Raw genomic sequence first — 20,766 nt, forward strand, 5'->3', positions numbered from 1 at the left:
CTTCGGTGCCGACTTCGCGGGCGACGCGCGTGACTTCGTCGGCGAACGCCGACAGTTGCTCCACCATCGTGTTCACGGTGAGCTTCAGCTCCAGCAGCTCACCGGTCGCCTCCACCGTCACCTGCTGGGTCAGATCACCGCGCGCCACCGCCGTAGTGACCACCGCGATATCGCGCACCTGCGCCGTCAATCGAGCCGCCATCGTGTTGACGGCCTCAGTGACGGAACGCCAATCACCTGACAAACCCTGCAGCTTGGCCCGTCCACCGAGGCGTCCCTCGGTGCCCACCTCTCGGGCGATCCGGGTCAACTCGCCGGTGAACAGGGCGAGTTCATCCACCATCCGGTTCACCCCGCGGCCCAGTCGCCTCAGATCGCCACGGAGCTGCCGACTGCCGTCGCGCATGTCGACCCGCTGCGTCAGATCGCCCGCCGCGACCGCGTCCAGGACACGGGTCGCGTTGGCAACCGGCACGACCAGCGCGTCGAGCAGCGTATTGGCCGCATCGACAGTGGTCGTCCACGCCCCCTGCCCCGGACTCGACGTGATCCGTTCGTCCAGCCGGCCCTGCCGTACGACATCGGCGCGCACCCGCTGGAACTCGGCGGCGAGGTGCGCATTGCGCGCGACGATCTGCTGGAAGACCCCGGCCAGCTCGGCGGTGACACCTTCCGGTACGTCCTCCATGCGTACGGTGAAATCTCCGTCACGCAGTGAATTCATGGCCATGAGCAGCGGCCGCAGATCGTTGGCGCGTACCCATCCGTCCACTGCCGGGCTCGGTGCGTCCGGGCGATCGGGAAAATCTCCCGGTTGGGCCACAGGGGAAACGGATTCGCGTTCCGCAGGGTCGATTGCCATGAGTAGCCCAATTCCAATAATAAGTTGATATGATGCTCTGTATAGGTAGGTTAACCCTGGGCGGCTGACCGCCGGAAGCCAAGGAGTGGCCCATGGCGCCGCTGCCTTCTCGTTCTCACCGCGGCGACAATCCCGACTGGGTCGACCGCTCGGGGGCGTCTTTTCTTGCCGAGGCGAGCGAGCTCCTCGCCGGCCAGCTCGACGAAAACCTGGTCGCCGCCCTCGCCGGTCAGCTCTTGGTTCCCACACTCGGCGACTGGTGCGCCGTATGGCTCAGCACCGAAGCCGGCGCACTGCGGCTGGCCAGCGTGTGGCACGCGGACGAGCGGCGCATCGGCGTGCTCACCGCGGTGCTGGAGCGCGATGCGCCGCCTGCCGGACTCGGCACCGCCGGTATCCCGTGGCCGTGGCCCGAGAGCGCCGACTCCACGGGCACCGGCGGCTCAGCGATCGCCTTCCCCCTTGTCACCGGCGAACGGTGTCACGGGGTGCTGCTGCTCGGCCACGCCGGGTCGCAGCAGATGACCGAGGGCGCGGTGCGCCTCGCGCAGGACGTGGCCAGGCGTGTCGCCCAGGCGGTGGTCACGGCCCGCAAGTACACCCGGCAGACCACCATCACCCAGGCGCTCCAGCGCCGGCAGCTCCCCAGATTTGTCGCCGCCGTCCCCGGCGTCGACACCGCCATCGTCTACGAACCGCACGGTCCGGGGCTGACCGTCGGCGGTGACTTCTACGACCTGTTCCGGGTAGCGGACCACCGCTGGTGCTTCCTGCTGGGCGACGTATGCGGCAGCGATCCGGAGGCCATGGCGATGACGGGACTCGCCCGCCATCTGGTGCGTCTGCTCGCACGCGAGGGCCACGGCGTCGAGTCGGTGCTCGGCCTGCTGAACTTCGCCATCGCAGAGGAGAACGCGGAGGCGGTCGCCGCCTACGGCGACGCGGCGCGGCCACGCTTTCTCAGCCTTGTCTATGGGGAGTTGGAGACCGACGACGCCACCGGCTGCGTCGAGTGCACGCTGGCCAGCGCCGGCCACCCACTGCCGCTGCGACTGAGCGGTGACGGATCGGCCGCCCCCGTAGCCGACCCTCAAATGCTGCTCGGAATTGACAAGGACACAGAATTTCACTCCAACACCACCCGACTCGCACCGGGCGAAATCCTGCTCTGCGTAACCGATGGCGTAACCGAACGCCGCAGCGGCTCGAGGCAATTGGACGATGACGACGGGCTCTGCCAACTTCTGCGGGAATGCTCAGGACTTGGAGCCAAGGCCGTGGCGGAGCGCGTTCGCTGTGCGGTCCACGACTTCGATCCGGAACCGCTCGATGACGATCTCGCCGTGCTGGTGATCGAAGCGACCCCGATTTTCGGACAAGTCCCTGGACCGAGGGGCGGTACAGCACCCGAGGGGAAAGAACAGGAGGGACAGCAGGAGGACAAAGAGGAGAGGAAGGACGAGGCACCATAGCCGCGGCGGTTCGCCGGATGACGCTGGACGAAGGGAGCGCAGCAAAGCAGTGCTCTGCGGAGCACGCTGTCGACTACATGGATGTGTTGAGACGACGGCTCGGTGCGCTCCGGACGGGCCCGGACTTCGACGGAAATTGCTACCTGGCGTCGCCGCATTCACTGCGCCTTCGTCGCCGAGCGCTACCGCGTGGCGAAAGCCGCCGGCGGGCCATTGTGCTTAAGAACACTTCTGGCCTTCGACCCATCCGAATGTTCGCCGCACAGCGCGTTGCCAGTTGTCGTACTCCTCCTCTCGTCGCTGCGGGTCCGTCCTTGGCGGCCATTGGGTGGCCCGGTGCCAGTTGCGACGGAGGCCTTCCAGGTCCGGTCAGTATCCGGTGGCCAGCCCAGCCGCGTAGGCGGCTCCGAGAGAGACGGTCGTGTTGTCGGCGCGACCGAAGGTAAAGAAAGTGATGCCGGCCCTCTGGCTGCTCCGCCGGCCAGAGGGTCCATCGACCCCGGCAGCCGCAGGCGGCCACGCCCGTGTTGATCCTGCGGGCTCGCAGCTCAACGCATCGAGGGCCGCCCCCCAACTGGAGACCCTTATAGCAGAGCTGACACCAGCACTTGCGGAAGCACGCGAGAGGTTCCGGCACCAACAGCGCGGCGGCGAGCGCCTCCGAGCCCCCGGAGCGGGAGCCAAACCCAAGCTCTCCACGTCGGACCGGATCCTGGCCACAGTGCTCTACCTGTTGGCCGAGGAGTTCTTGGGTGCCGAGTTTGAAACGATCACGAAAGCGGTCGGCGAAGTCCGACCCCTGCTGGAGCAGCACGGCCACCACATCACCGCCTCAACAGCCCGCTTCCACACCCCCGCAGACGTGATCGCCTTCCTCGTACCGGTAACGCCCAACCCCCACCAAACGAAGATCAAATCAGCGTGTTGATTCTCCACGAGCCCTTAATCGGCACCCGCAGACTTCCACAACGGGCACCGGCCCCACCGAGCCCTGAATCAAGCCGCCCCGCTCCGACCACTACCCGGACCGATCACCGAAGCAGAGGAGACCGGGAACCTGCAGGTCTGTTGCCGCGAGCGACTCGGCGGGACGCTATACGAGTACGAATGTGCCGCTTGACCAGGCCGGATGATTTATCGGCACCCGCAAGGCCCGTCAGCTCCAGCGACCTGCGCGCCACGAGATAGATCCATGACCACCGCATGGACTCGATCATCCTCGGGTCGAGACCGCTCCCGCAGAGGAACGGTCCAGCTCAGCAACAGAACCGCGGACCCGTACCCGTACGCTCCATCGTCCTGGCCGCGGGTGCCGAAAAATCATCCGGTCTGGCGTGATCAGTGATCTTCTGCGGCAGTCGGATCCAGTGGGGGAGTGCCCGCAGCGCCGCTTCGCGCACTGACCGGATCGCCCTAATGATGAGTGTATGTATAATAGGTTTGCTAATCATTGTCGGTGTACTTGGTGGAGGTGTGTGGTGGGCAAGCCGACGGGGATGTTCGACCGGGACTTTGAGTGGGGGGAGCTGGTGCGGTTCGCCTCCTATGCGGGGGCGGAGGCGACGCTTGGGGTGGTCTCGGGTCGGCGACGTCAGGGCAAGACGTTCCTGCTGGACGGGCTGTGCCGAGCGGAGGGAGGTTTCTTCTTCGCGGCGAGCGAGGCGACCGAGGCAGAGTCGCTGCGCCAGTTCGGGGCGGCACTGGCGCGGTTCGAGGGGCGCCGGACGCCCTATCGATTCGCGCACTGGGAGGAGGCGGTCTCCGAACTGATGGGCTTGACGGCACCTGGCGGTGCGCCACTGGTAGTGGTGCTGGACGAGTTCCCCTTCCTAGCGAAGACTTCGCCGGAGCTGCCCTCGCTGCTGCAGCGAGCCCTGGGGCCGCAGGCTCGGCACGAGAGCGGGCCGGTGCGCCTGCTACTGTGCGGATCGGCCCTGTCGTTCATGGGGAACCTGCTCGCCGGCACTGCCCCATTGCGCGGCCGCGCCAGCCTGGAACTGGTGGTGCCGACCCTGGACTTTCGCCTGGCCGCCCGCTTCTGGGATCTGACTGACGATCCGCAGCTGGCGCTGCTGGTCAACTCCGTGGTTGGCGGCACCCCCGCCTACCGGCGTGAGTTCGTCCTCGGCGACACTCCAGCCAGCCTGGACGACTTCGGCCCGTGGGTCCTTCGCAACGTCCTCAACCCGGGGCGCCCGCTGTTCCGTGAGGGCCGCTTCCTTCTGGCTGAGGAGCCCGACTTGCGGGACACCGCCCTCTACCACGGGGTGCTCGCGGCCATCGCTCAGGGCAACCACACTCGCGGCGGCATCGCCGGCTTTCTGGAGCGAAAGTCCACGGACCTCAGCCACGCGCTGACAGTGCTGGAGGACACCGGCATGATTGTTCGCGAGCCGGATGCCTTCCACGGCAAACGCTCTGCCTACCGTATCGCCGAGCCGATCTTGACCTTCTATCACGCGCTGATGCGCCCGGAGTGGAGTGACCTGGAGCGTCCCGGCCAGGCACTCGCCGTTTGGGAACGCTCGCAGGCTACTTTCCGCAGCAAGATCATCGGGCCCCACTTCGAACAGGTCTGCCGCACCTGGACCCGTTGGTACGCCAGCCCCGACACCCTCGGTGGGCAACGCACCCGCGTGGAATCCGGCACCGTCCCGGACCCGGCCGCCAAGACCAGCCATGAAGTCGACCTAGCCACCTTCGGCCGTGACGAGGACGGCCGCGAGGTCCTGCTCGCCATCGGCGAAGCCAAGTGGAACGAGACGATGGGCCTAGGCCACCTGCAACGCCTCGACCGCATCCGCACCCTGCTGCGCGCCCGGGGCGGTGTGCACGCCGAGCGGACCCGGCTGCTGTGCTTCAGCGGTGCCGGCTTCACCGATGACCTGCGCGACCTCGCCCATCGTGATCCCACAGTCCAGCTCGTCGACCTGGACCGCCTCTACACCGGAGACTGAGCGCCGCCTTCCGTGGCGTGTAGGAGGGTGCTCGACGGCGGTCGAAGGCCGGTGATTCGCGGACACTCGCCTGCCAGCGCTGGTCGAAAACTCGGCCACCCGGCTTGACCTGCGTCTTCTGCCTCGACATGATCCGTGCCCGTGCTTGTCTCCCTGGCCTACCGACTATTCGTCACCGTGCTGTCCTGGCTGGCTTTGTTGGCCCGGTCCTCGGCGTCCAAGGACGCGGAGATACTCGCGCTGCGGCGCGAGATCGCCGAGCCGTCCTCTCCGGCCTTACCAACGAGTACCAGCGCACCGCATAAAATCCCTGGTCACGCCCGAAGGCCGAGTTTTCGACCAGCACAGGCGTCCGGAGCGCGGCGTGCTGTTGCCATCCTGTCGGAGGAAGGCGCGTCACTCGGCGTTTTCCGGCGAGGTGCCTGCAACTTTCGCACCTACCGCAGATCATCCTCATTTGCACGAGCAACCCACTGGGAGAAGGTCTCCCTGTCTCTGCGTGCGCTGTCGAAACGCCGTACCAGGCGTTCAACGTAGTCGGGGAGCTCGTCGGCAGTCACCTTTGCGATGTTCCTTTGCTCTCCGCTCGGCGAGCGCAGTAAGCGGTCGGACGAGTGTGTGTTCCGGCCCGGCGGGCGCCACGCGATCGGAACCGCGCGTGCGGTCAGGCGGCGATGGGCAGGGTGATCGGTACGCCCACCATTGAGCCGTACTCTGCCCAGGAGCCGTCGTAGTTCTTCACGCTCTCGTGACCGAGGAGCTCGTGCAGGACGAACCAGGTATGCGCGCTGCGCTCGCCGATGCGGCAGTACACGATGGTCTCCCGCTCAGTGTCGACGCCGGCACCGGCGTAGAGTGCGGCGAGTTCCTCGTCAGACTTGAAGGTTCCATCGTCGTTGGCGGCCTTGGACCATGGGACGTTGACCGCGGTGGTGACGTGGCCACGTTGCATGGCCGCTTCCTGCGGCAGGTGCGCCGGGGCGAGGAGGGCTCCGGAGAACTCTTCCGGGGAGCGTACGTCGACCAGGTTCCGGGTCCCGATCGCGGCCAGGACATCATCACGCAGGGCGCGGATGGCCTTGTCGGGCTCGGAGGCGACGTACCGGGTAGTGGGCCGGACGACCTTCGCCGTGACCAGCGCGCGGCCGTCCAGTTCCCACTTCTTGCGGCCGCCGTCGAGCAGCTTCACGTCCTGGTGACCGTAGAGCTTGAAGTACCAGTAGGCGAACGCGGCGAACCAATTGTTGTTGCCGCCGTAGAGAACGACTGTGTCGTCGTTGGCGATGCCCTTCTCGGACAGCAGTGCCTCGAAGCCGGCCTGGTCGACAAAGTCGCGGCGAACGGGGTCTTGCAGATCATTGCGCCAGTCGATCCGCACCGCGCCGGCAATGTGGTTCTTGTCGTAGGCCGCGCTGTCCTCGTCGACCTCGACCACGACGACCTTGGGATCATCCAGGTGTGCCTGGACCCAGTCAGCGTCGACGAGCACCTCTGAACGGCTCATGATGAATATCCCTCCGAAAGCCCGCGCCGGGCGCGGATCTGTGGAATTGCTGATTGCCTGCTGATACATGCCGGTCGTGCCGTAGGCGCGGGCGAGTCGAACAGCATTGGGGCGACGGCTGCGCCGCCCTGTTTCGAGACGGACTGGTACGCGGTTGACAGGACTTCGAACAGTGCGTGGCCGAAATCGACGGCGAGGCGCCTTGGAGACAGAATCCCCGGCGTCAAAGTTCGTGCACCGATTGAAGCCAACATGTGCCTTCTAGGCAAGTTTCTTGCCTAGAAGGCAAAGAGGGTCAACGCTGTCGACGGCTGCCTGCCGGACAGACATCGAGCCGCGACGCTCGCAGCACAGCGTAAAGAGTGGTTCCCCGAGATCCAAGAAGGGCTGCTTTGGCACCTAAAGGATGTCCCGGTGCTTGGCAAGGACCAACTGCGCAACGACTACGGCGAACCGGGGCTCATCGGCTCCGTGTTGGTCGCGCGGATCGCGGTCCAGCTCGCCCGGGGCAAGAGCACGGCGAATATCAGTGAGATGCTCGCCTCCAGTCCAATCTTCGCCGCGCCTGGCCCTGACGTTGACCAGCTCACCGAGCTCATCGCCAAGGTCCAGTTCGGGTTCGAGCAGGACGGGCAACCGGATCGCCGCGGCCGGCGACGGGTCCGCCGAGGGCGCGCAGACCGTCCACAGCGTACGGCCGGTCCGCGTCGACGAGCGCACGGTCTGCGTGCCGCGCTGGGTCTGCTCACGCCCGCTGATGGCCGTGTCCCAGGCCGCCAAGTACGCCGCGAACAATGGCGACTCCCGCACCGTGTAGCACGCCCTCGATCGCATCTTCGAGCTCGGCCTGGTGATCGGGGCCGACCCGACAGCAACACCGCGGACATTGCCGTGGGCATTCTGGACGAAGCCGCCCAGTTTATCGAGCACGTCGCCGACCGGATCGAGAACAGCGGCTGGAGTCTGTGCCCGTGCGGCGAGGACCACGGGCAGGCCCGCCTCGATGCCGAAGTCCCCAGCGTCCTGCGTAGTGATGCCGAATTCGCCCCGAAGATGCGGGCCACGGCCGACGGGTAGCAGGCCGACCCGGCTTCCGCTCTCACTTCTCCTGTGGCCCGGGGCTCACCTGTCCTGGCGGGACGTCTGAAATGATTGCGTCGCGCATTGGTGCGTTGACAGGTAGTAACATACGCTTGCTTACCTCCTCCGAGCTTTGAGAGGGTCAACCGGGCGAAGGACAAGAACCGAGACCGGCGACCCTGCCCCGGATGGGATGTGCCCCGGTCAGAAGGGAGCAGCATGGGTTGCTCGCACGCCGTAACATGTCCCCTTTTCCCCTTCCTCAGGTCGAGTCTTCAGGGTTGGCGGGACTACTACTGCGACAGCGAGGATCGGTGGCGCGAGTGTGCGCGCTACAAGGTGTCACATACCGGCGGGCGCGTGCCGATCAGCCTGCTGCCCAACGGACACCACGCGCGATACCTCAAATACGAAGCCGAGTCGGAACGATCCGGTGTGACCAACCCAACACAGGCACCTGGGCAGGCCCCGCCGGCTCCGGCCGGGCATCACCAGCCGTCGCCCAGTCAGATTCCCCAGCGGCCAGACCCACACACCCTACGCACGCGGCAAGCGCGCAGCTCGGAGGGCGGTTGGCGGGCTCGGCTCGTCGATTGGATGAAAGGTCCCAAATGAGTACCTACTGGCCCTGGTGGGCGGGCGCTATCGGGCTCGCTCTGGTCACCATCGCCTACACCCTCGCCACCGATCGATCTTTCGGGGTGTCGTCGGCGTGGGATCGTGTGGTGCACTGGCGCAGCGAACGCCGTCTCGAGCGGTTGGAGGAGGAGTTCACCGACGAGTATGCGCTCGCCGAGGCACTCGCCGCAGCCACCGCCGAGCACTTCGGAACCAGCCCCGGGGGGCCAACCTCACCGCAGATTCCGCATGGAGAGACCCAGCCGCTGGAGCCGGACGTCGAGCCGACGGCGGGTGTCAGCCCCTCGGCCGCGAGCCTGCGCCCGGTCCCGGTAGTCACCCAGGCCGCCCTGCTGGTGTCGATCTTCCTCGGTGGATGGATCGCTGCGGTCACTTCCGGGCGATTCCAGCTCCGTTTCGATATGGGCCCGGGCTTTCGGAATGTGGTCACCGCCAATCCGCTCGCTATGATCGCCCTGTTGTTCGCGGGAGGCGTACTGGTCGGCTTCGGCACTCGACTGGCCGGCGGATGCAGCTCTGGCCATGGGCTCAGCGGTTGCGGTCGGCTAAGCCCGGTAAGCATCGTCGCGACCACCGTGTTCTTCGGCACTGCCGTCGCGGTGTCGTTCCTGTTGTGGAAGGTGATCTGATGCGTACCCGTGGCGCAGTTCTGCTGGCCAACATCATCACCGGATTGGCCCTCGGCTACACCGTCGCCAACATCGGCTTCGGCGACTACGCCGAACTGAACCGCATGTTCACCTTCCAGGACCTGCGCATGCTGCTCGCCTTCGCCGGCGCCGTCGTGATCATCGTGTGCGTGTTCGCTCTGCTGCGGGTCCGTCGCACACCAGGGCGCATCCACGCCGGTGTGATCCCCGGCGCGGCGTTGTTCGGTACCGGCTGGGCGATCTCGGGTGGATGCCCGGCAATCCCCATCGTCCAGGTCGCAAGCGGGTACTTGCCCGCCGTGGTCACCATCGCGGGCGTCGTTGTCGGTATGCGGCTGTGCCGTTGGGCCAACGCCCGGTACTTCCAACTCGACAGGGGCTCGTGCGGGCTGTAACCACGAGCGCCCGTCGAACTGCCCTTAACTTAAGGGCGATTTGACGACCTTCCGGGCGGGTGTGCCGGTCGGCGGTTGCTGTTGATCACCATCTCGGCGTGGCGTCGGGCACAAGGTAGCTGCTGGTTGGACATGGGTGTCCAGTTTCATGGTCGCCGTGACAGCAGCAGCACTCGGCCTGTCCACGGCGCTTGGCAGCACGGGCACCCGTGCGCCGCAACCGAGCACCGCCCCGCCGACACTCGCACCGGACAAGACGGTTGTCGTCACCGCTACCACCGCACCTGCCGAAACCACGGCGCAGCCCGCCACGGACCACAACCCGAAACCCGCAGCCAAGAAGGCCCAACCAGCATCAGCACCTCCGCCAGCCAAGCCAGCCAAGCCAGCCAAGAAGGCTACCCCGGCACCTCCACCAGCCAAGAAGTTAGCCGCAGGACCTCCTGCTCCGTGACCCCGCCGAAGAACGATGGCCGCGTTTGAGGCTTTTAGGGAAAATGGTTCGGTCGAACCGTTTGAGAGCCGGAGGCCCCTTCCCGCCACAACAGTGCAGGTCCTCGACCAATGGTTACCACGTCCAGGGCCTGCTGCTGGTAGTGCAAGAGCACCGTGCCTACAAGGACGCATCGCCCTCATGCGGGCCTCCCGATCGGGTTCCTCCGCGATGTCGGAGAAGACCGGCTCGCCGAACTCAAGATCCTGTGGGCCTGATTGCCGGCAAGCAGCGGAGGAAGGTGCTGGGGTCTGGGAAGGGCCGGCGCTCCGGATCTTGGTGCGCTTCGACCTGGTGACAGCGGCTGTGACGTTCGTCATGTACCGGCTAACTCTTGACGAGTAGCGTGGCGGACTGCCCAATCTCGCGTGAGAATCTGGACTTCGCTGATGGATTACTGCTCCTCGTGCCGTCGATACCTCAATGGGGCGCTGATGTGCCCCGGGTGCGGCGCATACGCCCCGGATATCGCCCCGCCCACGCAGCAGCTCCCCAGCTCGGCGGCGATGGTGGCGCTTCCTGAGGTCTACCGCACGACGGAGATTTCGCAGGCGGCGGAGCCGTACCCGGCAGGCGGTCCGGCCCCCGCTCCCGTCGCGCCAGCGGCGGGAGGGCGTGCGGCGCGGCGTAAGCGTCTGGCGCGCCTGAAGAAGTACCGGCGTCGGGCCGCTGCCGCGACCGCGGTCGCGCTCGTCGGCGGCGGTGCGACCATTGCCACGCTGCCGGGGAGTTCGTCCGCCGGTCACGTCAACGCGGTCGCCGAGCCGCAGACGGTGAACCCGGTCGCAGCCCCGACGCAGGTCACCAGCCCGACACCTACGTCAACGGCAGAGCAGGCCCCGCCGCGGCCTGCTGCGGCCCCGGCAGCGCAGGCAGGACCGCAGACGCATGTGCCCGCGCAGGCACCGACCCCGACCGGGACAGCGACGCAGCTGACCGCCGCCACTGCGTACCCGATGCCCGCAAGCACGCCCCATACCACCGCGGCCTACCAGTCCGACGTCACCCACACCAACTCGGCGCCGCAGGCGTCCACACCCAGCTCCGCCACCAGGCCTGCGTCCACGCCGACGACGACGGCGCCGGCCGCACCTTCCGGAACAGCCGCATCCACCGCGCGCCCCACACCGAGCACGGCATCGCCGGTACAGGTCTGCCTGCTCGGGGTCTGCGTCGGCTAACCGTCGCCTTCCCGCGGGAGAAACCGCACCCCCGACGCAGACTCTGTCCACACACTCGCAGCGAGACGGGCAAGCTGCCGAGGCTGAGAAAAGGGGGATCGAGGTGACCACCGCCGAACCGATCTACCCCCGGCTCGTGCAAGAATGCGGCGACACCCCACGCGAAGTACGCCAGAGCGCGAAGAAGGCCGGGCGCGAGGCCAGCGACAAGACGCGTGACGCCCTGGCGGAACTCGGCTTCACCGGCGAGATCGCACGCGCGGCCTCCTCTTCGTGTCGTCGGCAGTCAGTCGATCACCGAATCGATAGCCCCGGCAATGGATGCGGCGAGGTCGTATCCGGGGCTGTCATCGAGCAGGCTCCTTGCGGCGGTTGTACCGCTGCGTGGTCCGGGAGTCCTATGGTCGGCCCACTGCTGGATCTTGTCGATCCGCGCGATGGGCCGCCCCAGCGCGTGGGTGATCGCCCCGTGTTTCATCACGTGCGGATGGATCGAGTCGACCTGGGGCAGCCCAGCGCGTTTCGCCACCGAGCGGATCAGTCGCCACACCGCTGGCGTGTCCAACTGTCGGCCGGAGGCGGTGCAGAACAAGAACCCCTCGGTGCGGCCGTTGAGGCAGACGATCAGCGCGTAGTACACGTACGGCGGGACCGGCTTGGGCTTGCGGGCGCCGCCCTTGAGACGGACGTCGAGGTCACGGTGGCCCTTTTCGTAGCCGAGGTCATCAACCCCTGCGGCGAGCAATGAGTCAACGCACAGGCAGAGCGCGTACAGCACGAGCAGCAGCGCGTACGCCCGCGGCCAGTAGGCGGCTGGCTGGTGGTGGTCCCGGGCGGTGCGCAGCAGCAGTGCCATCTGCTCCTCGGTAAGCCCTCGGTCGCCGAGTAGTCCGGATCGATCACCGGGCGCAGGACCGCACCGAACGGGTTCTTCACCGCCTCGTCGCTGACCTTGTCGACGTAGTCGAAGAACGACGACGCCGACGACAGGATGTTCGCCCTCGACGCGTCCGAGTACGGTCCGCTGGTCTGCGCCATCTCGCCACGCGCACCTCCCTTGACCCGCACCCAGGTGGGCGCGGTGGTCAGGTACTCGGCGAAAGTATCGGCGATCATGAACGTCACTCGCAGCGGGCGCACCCCGTGCTCCCGGGCGTACTCCTAGACCTTCAAGCCCCGCACGTATGCCTTCTACGTGTTGGCCGAGCGCTGGTGCGCGACCCAGCCAGCCGCCACGGTCGGCAGCGGGTCATCCTCGCCGTAGAGCGCGGCCAGGTGGTCGAACAGCTTCTTCGCGTGTGGCGGCCACTGCTTGCGCGGATCGCGGTGCACGCATGGGGCGTGGCACGGTTCCTGTCGAGCGCCGGCGAGCAGCAGCGGCCGGTTACCTGGCTGCATTGACGGTGACGGCATGCTCGCCCCGGGCGCCTCCCGATCTGGTGGTCCTCGCCGGTCGTCCGGATCTCGGCTGGGTGACGTCACGGGCGCTCGGTCTGCTGCCCGACGGATCGACCGCGGGCTTCGGCCAGGAGCCCCGCGAGGGTGTCGTCAAGCGGGGGACGGTGCTGGGGCACTGGGCGGCGCACGACTCTTGGGCGCCGGTCCATCCGACGATGCTTTCGTCCGCGGGTAACCCACCCGCTGGGATCTCCTACTGTGCCTGACGGCACGTCTTGCCGTCAGACGTGGCGATCCCCTCAAGGAGTGTGCGGGCGGCAGGTAGGACGAGGGCGCAGATGGAGTCGGGGTCGGCGTCGGCGAGCGGTGCCTTGCGGACGACGACCCGCATCAGACCGACCCCGAGTAGCCATGCCAGGACCAGGTCGGCCCGCAGCGGCGCATCGGGCGCATCGCTGAGTGACTCCAGCACCCGGGCGTACTCGTTGCCGAGGAGACGGCCCGCGGCATCGATCTCATCGCTGCTGCCGGTCGAGCGCAGAAACGCCTCCAGTGCCTGGTGGCCACTGCTGTCGGCGCCGGCGGGCAGCATGCCGCGTAGCGCCATCTCCAGCAGCCGTTCGGGTTGCGTAGTCAGCAGCTGCCGATGGCCGCTGCGTTCGACCACCTCGCCGAAGAGTGCTCGTTTTGAGCCGAAGTAGCGGAAGAGCAGTGCCTGGTTGACCCCTGCGCGGGCGGCGATGGCGCGTACGGTGGTGCGGTCGTAGCCGCGTTCGGTGAACAGCGCCGCTGCCGCGTCGAGCAGCGCTTGCCTGGTGGCCTCGGCGTCCCGCCGCCGCCCCTGGCGGTCCTCGCCCATCTCGCGCCCTTCTGCCCGCCGGAAAACCCGAAGGATAACCGTGCGCGAGCCGCCGCGCCTGCGCGCCGGCGTCCCGCACTCCGCGCCTGGGGCCTGCGACCCGGTTGGCGGAACTTCCCGTTGACCGTCCCGCGGGCTGCGTCTACCGTTGTAAGCATGCGCTTACAAGCAGAAGCAGGGGAGCCCTCGGCGGCGCCCCGACCGGCCTGCGAACCCATGCCCTATCCGTTCAACGAAGCGGCTGGTCTAGCCCTCTCCGATGCCTACGAGCAGGCCCGCGACCAGCACGGCCTGCTGCGGGTGCGACTGGCCTATGGCGAGCCCGCCTGGCTGGTCACCCGGTATGCGGACGCGCGTCTCGTCCTCGGTGACCGTAGGTTCAGCCGGGCCGCAGGTGCGGAGCACGACGAGCCGCGCCAGTCCGAAGCGCGGCGCACCAACGGCATCCTGAGCATGGACCCGCCCGACCACACCCGGCTGCGCACCCTGGTGGCGAAGGGCTTCACTGTTCACCAGGTGGAGAAGCTGCGCCCCGGAATCCGGGATCTGGCCTGCGCACTGATCGACGAGCTGATGGCCGCCGGGCCCCCCGCTGACCTGGTGGACCGGTTCGCGCTTCCGCTTCCCGTCGCCGTGATCTGCCGTCTGCTCGGTGTGCCAGAGCGGGACCGGCCGCGCTTTCGGGTGTGGAGCGATGCGGCGCTGTCGACGAGTTCGCTGACGGCCGAGGAGTTCGAGGCAAGCCGTGAGGCGCTGCGTGCATATATGCGGCAGTTGATCGACGAGCACCGGCGCAGCCCGCAGGATGACCTGATGACCGGGCTGATCGATGCGCGGGATTGCGACGACGGCCGCCTCACCGAACTCGAGTTGGTCGACCTTTGTGTGGGCATTCTCGTCGCTGGCCACGAGACGACGGCGACCCAGATCCCTAACTTTGTGCTCACCCTCCTTGCCCACCCCGACCAGCTTGTCCGGCTGCGTGATGACCCGTCCTTGATCCCGGGCGCCGTTGAGGAGTTGCTGCGCTTCGTACCGCTGGGCAGCGGGGCGGGCTTCCCGCGGTACGCCACGGAGGACATCGAGGTCGGCGGCACCGTGGTGCGCGCTGGGGAGCCGGTCCTGGTAGCGGTGGGTGCGGCGAACCGGGATGCGCTGCGTTTCGAGGCCCCGGAGCGGTTGGACATCGAGCGCCAGGGCAATCAGCACCTCGGCTTCGGTCATGGTGTCCATCACTGCCTGGGCGCGCCGCTGGCACGCGTGGAACTCCAGGAAGCTCTGCGGGCGTTGCGGCTGCGGCTGCCCGGACTGCACCTGGCCGGAGATGTCGTGTGGAAGACACAGATGCTGGTGCGCGGTCCGCGCTCGCTTCCGGTGGGGTGGTGACGATGGCCTGGCAGGTGGAGGTCGACGGCAGGCGGTGCATGGCCTCCGGGATGTGCGCCGGGATGGCCCCTGAGCTGTTCGTCCTCGCCGGTGAGCATGCCCGGCCGGTGCATGGCGAGATCGATCCGGGTAAGGTGGGCGGGACGGTCTTGGACGCGGCCGACTCCTGCCCGGCCGGAGCGATCACGGTCAGGGACGCAGAGAAGGTGATCGGCCCTCGCCCCTGAGTGCTCCGAGACCCTGAGCTCCCTAAGCGTGCCCCCAACCGTCAACCTTGGCTTGAAACACCCAGGCCGACGACACCGCGGTGGCGGACAACACTCAGGGCACCCCTCATCCGGGCCACCGGCAAGGCCGGCGGTTCGCCATGCACGAACGACACGTTCACGCGAGAGCCGGAGTGGGAACCACCCCTGATCCTGGGTGCTGGCTCGGCGCCTCGAGTTCTGCGGTGTACGTGTACCAACAACGGCCCGCCGATGGCGGGCGGCATCGTGCAGGGTCGCCACGGCCAAAAAGGTGCAGGCCGCCCTTTCTCGACGGCCTGGCCGTCACTCGGGTGGCACCACGACCATGCGGCATACCGCCTGACCTCGCCGGTCTGGGTCATCCACCGTCCGATACTCAACGATGCCCCGCTCAACCATCCCTGCACGCGACACGATCCAGGTGCGCACCGCGGCCACGCCCTCGGCCGGCCCCCGGATCTCCACCACCACTTCCCTCGGATCCCCCGTCACCGGCAGAGCCTCCGTAGCGGCTGCCACCCCGACCGCCCTGCCGTGGATTCGCACCCGGCGCCGCCAGATGCCCACACCGCCGCTTCGGGTCGGCATCGCGGTGGATGTGTCCGGTCGATGAGCGCAGCCGCCGCACAGCGGATCGTGGGACGCCTGGCCTGACGGCTACGGAACCACGGACACCGACACCCTCTCCCAGGCCATCACCATCCCGAGCGGTTGCTCCGGCTACAAGTTGAGCTTCTGGCTGCACATCGACACGGCCGAAACCAGCACCACCTCGGTCTACGACACCCTGAGTGTGCAGATCCTGAACAGCTCCGGCGCGGAGCTCGGCACGCTGGCCACCTACTCGAACCTTGACCACATCACCGGGTATGCCCATCACACCTTCGATCTGTCGGACTATGCCCGGTCAGAACGTGACGATGAGATTCACGGGCAGCGAGGACTACGAGTTGCAGACCTCGTTCGTCATCGACGACACGGCCATCAACGTCAGCTGAGAGTTCCGGCCACAGCTGTGATCGAACAGCTCCCCATCTCGACTGCGAGGTGCGGAGCTTCGCCGCGAGATGGACGAAAGCGCAGCGGGCGGGCGTCCGCTGCTCGATCACTGCTCGGAATGCGCACGGGAAGGAGTGCCGCTTCTCTTGTGGCGTGGCGAGCACGCCGCTATCTTCTGGACACCGGACACCACTCTCGGTGGTGGCAACTATGTCATGCCCCTGACAGCCCGCAGCCCAAGCGCCCTTCCCATGCCGGTGGCTGGCCCGGCTGAGCAGGCGACAGCACGTGCGTGAGTTCTCCCCCACCCAGCGCGGCACGCCCCTCGGCTCCCCATGAAGGCAGGCCGAGAGCTGCCCGCCAATCGCCCAGGAGGGCCGCCCGTTGCACACCCCATCTCTCACCACACCCCGGCGAAGATTCAGAAGGGCCGCCGCAGCGGCCGTCTCCGTCACCACACTCATGGCGGGGGCTCTCGGCGCCGCCTCCCAGGCAGCAGCCGCACCGGCCGTTACGCACGGCAGCGCGGTCACCAACCCCTACAGCCCCGCGTATCATCACGCGTACCGGCACGGCGTGCTGCCGACCATCCAGCAGAACGCCAAGATGAAGGCCTGGGCGTCCGACCAGGCGTCCCCGAATGTCGCGACCGGGCCGGAGACGCTGTCCTACGGCGGCGGCACCAACGGCGTCGGTGTCAACGACGGCCACGCCCAGGTCTACCTGGTCTTCTACGGAAGCCAGTGGGGCACGCAGAGCACCAACAGCAACGGCGACGCCACCTTCTCGGGCGACCCGGACGGCGCCGCATCCGTCGCCCAGGAGATGTTCAAGGGCATCGGCACCGGCAACGAACTGTGGTCCGCCGACCTGACCCAGTGGTGCGACGGCCCGAACGTGTCGGCCGGTGCGACCAGCTGCCCGTCGAACGCCAGCTTCGTTCCCTATCAGAGCGGCGGTGTCCTGTCCGGTGTCTGGTACGACAACTCCGCCCCGTCGCCGAGCGCCGCGAGTGGCAACCAGCTCGGCCAGGAGGCGGTCAACGCGGCCGCGCACTTCGGCAACACCACGGCGGCGTCGAACCGGCACACGTACTACGTGATCCTCTCACCCACCGGCACCAACCCGGACAACTACCAGGGCCAGTACTGCGCCTGGCACGACTACACCGGAGACAGCTCCCTGACCGGTGGTGCGGTGAACTCACCCTATGGGGACCTCGCGTTCAGCAACCAGCCGTACAACATGGACTCGGGCGCCGGCTGCGGTGTCGGTTTCCTCAACTCACCTGGCACCCTTGACGGCTGGACCATGACGCTGGGCCACGAGTGGCATGAGATGATGTCGGACCAGTTCCCGGCCGGCGGTTGGACCAACAACACCGGAAGTTCCTACCAGGGCCAGGAGAACTCCGACGAGTGCGCCTGGATCTCGCCGGGTACCGCGGGCGGAGCTGCGAACGTGACCATGGGCACCGGCACGTTCGCGGAGCAGGCCAGCTGGTCGAACGACACCAACGCGTGCGCCATCTCGCACCCGATCGTGGGTGGCGGCAGCACGGGTAACACGGTCAGTGTGAACAACCCTGGCAACCAGAGCACCGCGGTCGGCACTGCCGTTTCCCTGCAGATGTCGGGCTCCGACTCGGCCTCGGGCCAGACCCTCACCTACACCGCGACCGGGCTGCCGGCCGGGCTGAGCATCTCCTCCAGCGGTCTGATCAGCGGCACGCCGACAACGGCCGGCACCTCCTCCGTCAGCGTCACCGCCAAGGACAGCACAGGAGCATCCGGCAGTACCTCGTTCAGTTGGACCGTCACCAGCACCAGCGGCTGCGCCAGCGCAGGGCAGAAGCTCGGCAACCCCGGCTTCGAGACAGGCACGGCGTCCCCGTGGACAGCCACCAGCGGTGTGATCAACAATTCCAGCAGCGAGCCGCCCCATTCCGGCAACTGGGATGCGTGGCTCGACGGCTACGGCACCACGCACACGGACACGCTCTCCCAGTCGGTCACCATCCCGGCCGGGTGCAGCGCGAGCTTCTCCTTCTACCTGCACATCGACACCGCTGAGACCACCAAGACCACGGCCTACGACAAGCTGACCGTCCAGGTCGGCAGCACCACCCTGACCACCTACTCCAACCTCAACGCGGCGAGCGGCTATGTGCTCAAGTCCTTCAACCTGTCCAGCTACGCCGGGCAGACGGTGACCTTGAAGTTCACCGGCACCGAGGACTCCAGCCTGCAGACCTCGTTCGTCATCGACGACACCTCTCTGAACCTCTCCTGACGTCATCTCACTTGCAGAGCTGTGGGGGCGGCCCGGACGGGTCGGCCCCCACAGCCGCACGAGAGGGGAGTACTCCGGCTTACAGGAGAAGCCATGCTTCCTCGATCAGTCCGTAGGCATACCCCGCCCGCCTTCGACCTCCTGCTCACCATTTCCCTGGTCACCGGCAGCATCAGTGCCTGCTCAGCGGCCGCCGGCCTCCACTCGCCGAGCCCCCGGTCACCGGCGACGACAGGGAGCACAGCGACAGCCACGGAATCGGCGCCGGGTACGGCGACGCCCGGCCTGATCGCCCTCGACGAGCACGCCGATGCAACCACCGTGCAGGTTCGCATCGGCGAGGCCGTTGTTGTCCGGCTGCACAGCGCCTACTGGTCAACCCCCGCCAGCTCCGACCCGCGGGTACTCTCGCCCGACGCCAAGGGCGGTAGCAGCCACAACGGGACCTGCCCGCCCGGGGGCGGCTGCGGCGTATCCTCAGCACACTTCACGGCGCGGCGGCCTGGCATCGCGCATGTCACCGCCTCCCGGAGCTCCTGCGGCGAGGCGATGCGGTGCTCACCGGGCCAAGGCAGCTACGACGTCACATTGAGCGTCAGCGGATGAAGCCGACCCTGCGGGACTCTGTCGCCCGATTCGGGGTCAGTCACCGCGACCTGCGCCTTCCTGCGATCTTGTCCGCGTCGGTCGGCGGGTTTCTGCAGGTGCGCCGAATCGGGCGACAGAGTCCTGCGGGTGCCGATAAATCATCCGTCCAGGTCGCGGCCTTGATCGCCACTCTCCGGCCCTCGCCCGAACCGGCCGGGCCGACCGCCCACCGTCCGCAGCATCCAAGACCTTGTCCTGCGCCTGGCCCGGGAGAACCCCAACTGGGGCTACCGGCAAATCCACCGCGAACCTGGCCGCCCTGACGATCACCGTTTGTTCCCTCCGCCCTACGAGCCGCTGGATCAACCCGCCCAACAACATGAGGCAGCCTGACCTCGGTGGATGATGGTTTCGGCAGGGGCACCGTTGAGAGCCCAAGTCGGGCGCGTGCGGCCTGATCTGGGGTGCGGGCGTGAAAGTCAGCGGCGAAGTGTCTGCGACGGGGACTCGCCGAAGCGCTCTCGGTAGGCGATGGAGAACCGGCCGGCGTGGAAGAAGCCCCAGCGGCACGCGATATCGGTGATGGTTGTGCTGCCCGGGTCGGAGGCGGACAGGTCGGCCCGCACCCGCGCCAGGCGCACATCGCGCAGATAACGCAGCGGTGTCGTATCGACATGGCGCCGGAAGCCCTCCTGGAGCGCGCGCACGCTCACCCCCACCGCCTCGGCGATGTCCTCCACGGTGAGTGGTTCGGCGGCGTGTGCCTCGATGAGTTCCATGGCCTGTCGGACAGCGAGCGGGGCAATCCGAGGCTGCTCTCCGAGAAGCGCTGCGGTGTAGTTGCTCGGGTGCGCCAGCAGCAGCTGCGTCATTAGCAACCCTTCGAACTGCCGGACGGCCGGCGGTTGGCTCAGCATCCCGCCGCCGTTGTCCGCCTCCTGCCGGAGCAGGTTGACGATCCCCAGCCAGGAACGGGAGGCGGGCAGGGTCAGATCCATGCCGAGCGAGAAGGTGATCGGCCTGCTGGGCTGACGAGCCAGCAGCTGGCCCAGATGGGCTTCGAGGGCGAAGCGGTCGATCCATACGATGAGCTGCGGGTTTCCCGCTGCCCAGTGCATGGACAGATGCTCGGTCGGCGCTGGTACGGAGGCAAGCTCGGGTGTGGATACGATGCGCTCGCGCCCGCAGGCGATATCGGCGGCACCGGCCAGCGGTATCTGGACGAGGAAGAAGCTTTCCAGTTCCCCGGGGTTGATGCGAACCTCGGCCCCATAGTCGAGGTAGTACAGGCCGGTCCGCTCCAGGGCCGCCGCATGTAGTCGGGCATCGAGCTGCGCCCCGCGTTCCACCAGATGCAGTTCGTGCGGACAGAAGGCATCCCCGACCTCGGTGCGGGCCTCATCGAGATCGTGCGTATGGAAACGCTCGTGACCTGCGAGCGGCAGCGCTCGAGCGGGCACATCCACCTCCAGCAGCGGTCTGCGCGATCCGGACAGGGAACCGCGTCACGCGGATAGCGAGGCTGTGCCGCCGGACCTATGTTCTCCTCACGTTCCGTTGATCCAAGGAGACAACATGCAGGGTTCGACAGGCAAGTTGTCCCACGTGATTGACCCCACCGACACCCGCAGTCGGGGCGGCGAAACGCAGGCGGCGCCCTCGCCGTGGCCCTTGGCCGCTACGACTACGCGGCCTTGGTGACCAGCGCCGACTGAGCCGTCGACGGCTGCGGTTATGCTGCCGACCCGGCGCGAACCGTACAC

Annotated in this window: 19 protein-coding genes and 2 pseudogenes; 13 read left to right on the plus strand and 8 right to left on the minus strand. The window is 67.4% G+C overall.

Going from position 1 to position 20,766, the window contains the following annotated elements:
• Positions 1–730: HAMP domain-containing protein (locus NGB36_RS26560; protein WP_255923120.1), on the minus strand; the 730-nt coding region annotated here is incomplete at its 3' end.
• A gap of 224 nt (positions 731–954) precedes the next feature.
• Between NGB36_RS26560 and NGB36_RS26565 the strand changes: the two genes are divergently transcribed.
• Complete coding sequence (locus tag NGB36_RS26565; RefSeq protein ID WP_255923064.1) at positions 955–2,334, plus strand: PP2C family protein-serine/threonine phosphatase; 1,380 nt, start codon at positions 955–957, stop codon at positions 2,332–2,334.
• A 219-nt stretch (positions 2,335–2,553) separates the two neighbouring features.
• Here NGB36_RS26565 and NGB36_RS26570 read toward each other — a convergent pair.
• Positions 2,554–2,754 (minus strand): annotated as a pseudogene (locus NGB36_RS26570) (glycerol kinase); the annotation flags it as partial.
• A gap of 301 nt (positions 2,755–3,055) precedes the next feature.
• Here NGB36_RS26570 and NGB36_RS26575 point away from each other — a divergent pair.
• Together NGB36_RS26575 and NGB36_RS26580 are read left to right on the plus strand one after the other, a co-directional pair.
• Positions 3,056–3,262, plus strand: a complete 207-nt coding sequence (locus tag NGB36_RS26575) for a hypothetical protein (protein WP_255923065.1) — start codon at positions 3,056–3,058, stop codon at positions 3,260–3,262.
• A 550-nt stretch (positions 3,263–3,812) separates the two neighbouring features.
• Positions 3,813–5,291: an AAA family ATPase gene (locus NGB36_RS26580; protein WP_255923066.1), complete on the plus strand. Its 1,479-nt coding sequence runs from the start codon at positions 3,813–3,815 to the stop codon at positions 5,289–5,291.
• Between the two features lie 664 nt (positions 5,292–5,955).
• Here the strand turns inward: NGB36_RS26580 and NGB36_RS26585 are convergent.
• Together NGB36_RS26585 and NGB36_RS26590 are read right to left on the minus strand one after the other, a co-directional pair.
• On the minus strand, positions 5,956–6,795 hold the full coding sequence (locus NGB36_RS26585; protein WP_255923068.1) for a sulfurtransferase: 840 nt from the start codon (positions 6,793–6,795) through the stop codon (positions 5,956–5,958).
• A gap of 399 nt (positions 6,796–7,194) precedes the next feature.
• Complete coding sequence (locus tag NGB36_RS26590) at positions 7,195–7,590, minus strand: hypothetical protein (protein WP_255923069.1); 396 nt, start codon at positions 7,588–7,590, stop codon at positions 7,195–7,197.
• Between the two features lie 96 nt (positions 7,591–7,686).
• Here NGB36_RS26590 and NGB36_RS26595 point away from each other — a divergent pair, with 96 nt between their 5' ends.
• The 4 genes from NGB36_RS26595 (at position 7,687) to NGB36_RS26610 (ending at position 11,233) form a co-directional block, all read left to right on the plus strand.
• Entirely contained in the window at positions 7,687–7,872 is a 186-nt protein-coding gene (locus NGB36_RS26595) for a hypothetical protein (protein ID WP_255923070.1), read from the plus strand.
• Between the two features lie 614 nt (positions 7,873–8,486).
• Entirely contained in the window at positions 8,487–9,143 is a 657-nt protein-coding gene (locus tag NGB36_RS26600) for a YeeE/YedE family protein (RefSeq protein WP_255923071.1), read from the plus strand.
• Complete coding sequence (locus tag NGB36_RS26605) at positions 9,143–9,559, plus strand: YeeE/YedE thiosulfate transporter family protein (protein WP_255923072.1); 417 nt, start codon at positions 9,143–9,145, stop codon at positions 9,557–9,559. Before NGB36_RS26600 ends, NGB36_RS26605 begins: the two co-directional genes overlap by 1 nt.
• Positions 9,560–10,441: 882 nt before the next feature.
• Complete coding sequence (locus NGB36_RS26610; RefSeq protein WP_255923073.1) at positions 10,442–11,233, plus strand: SCO2400 family protein; 792 nt, start codon at positions 10,442–10,444, stop codon at positions 11,231–11,233.
• A gap of 286 nt (positions 11,234–11,519) precedes the next feature.
• On the opposite strand, the gene NGB36_RS26615 is transcribed toward NGB36_RS26610, so the two are convergent.
• From NGB36_RS26615 to NGB36_RS26625, 3 genes are all read right to left on the minus strand, one after another.
• Complete coding sequence (locus tag NGB36_RS26615) at positions 11,520–12,089, minus strand: tyrosine-type recombinase/integrase (RefSeq protein ID WP_255923074.1); 570 nt, start codon at positions 12,087–12,089, stop codon at positions 11,520–11,522.
• Between the two features lie 335 nt (positions 12,090–12,424).
• Positions 12,425–12,631 carry a hypothetical protein gene (locus tag NGB36_RS26620; protein ID WP_255923075.1) on the minus strand — a complete coding sequence of 69 codons (207 nt, stop codon included), beginning with the start codon at positions 12,629–12,631 and terminating at the stop codon, positions 12,425–12,427.
• Between the two features lie 253 nt (positions 12,632–12,884).
• A complete protein-coding gene (locus NGB36_RS26625; RefSeq protein WP_255923076.1) occupies positions 12,885–13,490 on the minus strand; it encodes a TetR/AcrR family transcriptional regulator in 606 nt (201 codons plus the stop codon).
• A gap of 156 nt (positions 13,491–13,646) precedes the next feature.
• On the opposite strand from NGB36_RS26625, the gene NGB36_RS26630 reads away from it, so the two are divergent.
• The 6 genes and pseudogenes from NGB36_RS26630 to NGB36_RS26660 form a co-directional block, all read left to right on the plus strand.
• Positions 13,647–14,876 carry a cytochrome P450 gene (locus NGB36_RS26630; protein WP_255923077.1) on the plus strand — a complete coding sequence of 410 codons (1,230 nt, stop codon included), beginning with the start codon at positions 13,647–13,649 and terminating at the stop codon, positions 14,874–14,876.
• 2 nt (positions 14,877–14,878) lie between these two features.
• Positions 14,879–15,103: a ferredoxin gene (locus NGB36_RS26635; RefSeq protein WP_255922420.1), complete on the plus strand. Its 225-nt coding sequence runs from the start codon at positions 14,879–14,881 to the stop codon at positions 15,101–15,103.
• 403 nt (positions 15,104–15,506) lie between these two features.
• The gene (locus NGB36_RS26640) at positions 15,507–15,737 is read left to right on the plus strand and encodes a hypothetical protein (protein WP_255923126.1); all 231 of its coding nucleotides are present in this window, start codon (positions 15,507–15,509) and stop codon (positions 15,735–15,737) included.
• Positions 15,738–16,585: 848 nt separating this feature from the next.
• A complete protein-coding gene (locus tag NGB36_RS26650; protein ID WP_255923078.1) occupies positions 16,586–18,415 on the plus strand; it encodes a putative Ig domain-containing protein in 1,830 nt (609 codons plus the stop codon).
• Positions 18,416–18,508: 93 nt separating this feature from the next.
• Positions 18,509–19,021, plus strand: coding sequence for a hypothetical protein (locus tag NGB36_RS26655; RefSeq protein WP_255923079.1), 513 nt, complete (start codon positions 18,509–18,511; stop codon positions 19,019–19,021).
• Positions 19,022–19,204: 183 nt separating this feature from the next.
• Positions 19,205–19,312: pseudogene (locus tag NGB36_RS26660) on the plus strand (integrase); the annotation flags it as partial.
• 170 nt (positions 19,313–19,482) lie between these two features.
• Here NGB36_RS26660 and NGB36_RS26665 read toward each other — a convergent pair.
• Complete coding sequence (locus NGB36_RS26665) at positions 19,483–20,463, minus strand: AraC family transcriptional regulator (protein WP_255923080.1); 981 nt, start codon at positions 20,461–20,463, stop codon at positions 19,483–19,485.
• Between the last annotated feature and the right edge of the window lie 303 nt (positions 20,464–20,766).

The organism is Streptomyces humicola (assembly GCF_024436035.1).
GTDB classification, from domain to species: domain Bacteria; phylum Actinomycetota; class Actinomycetes; order Streptomycetales; family Streptomycetaceae; genus Streptantibioticus_B; species Streptantibioticus_B humicola.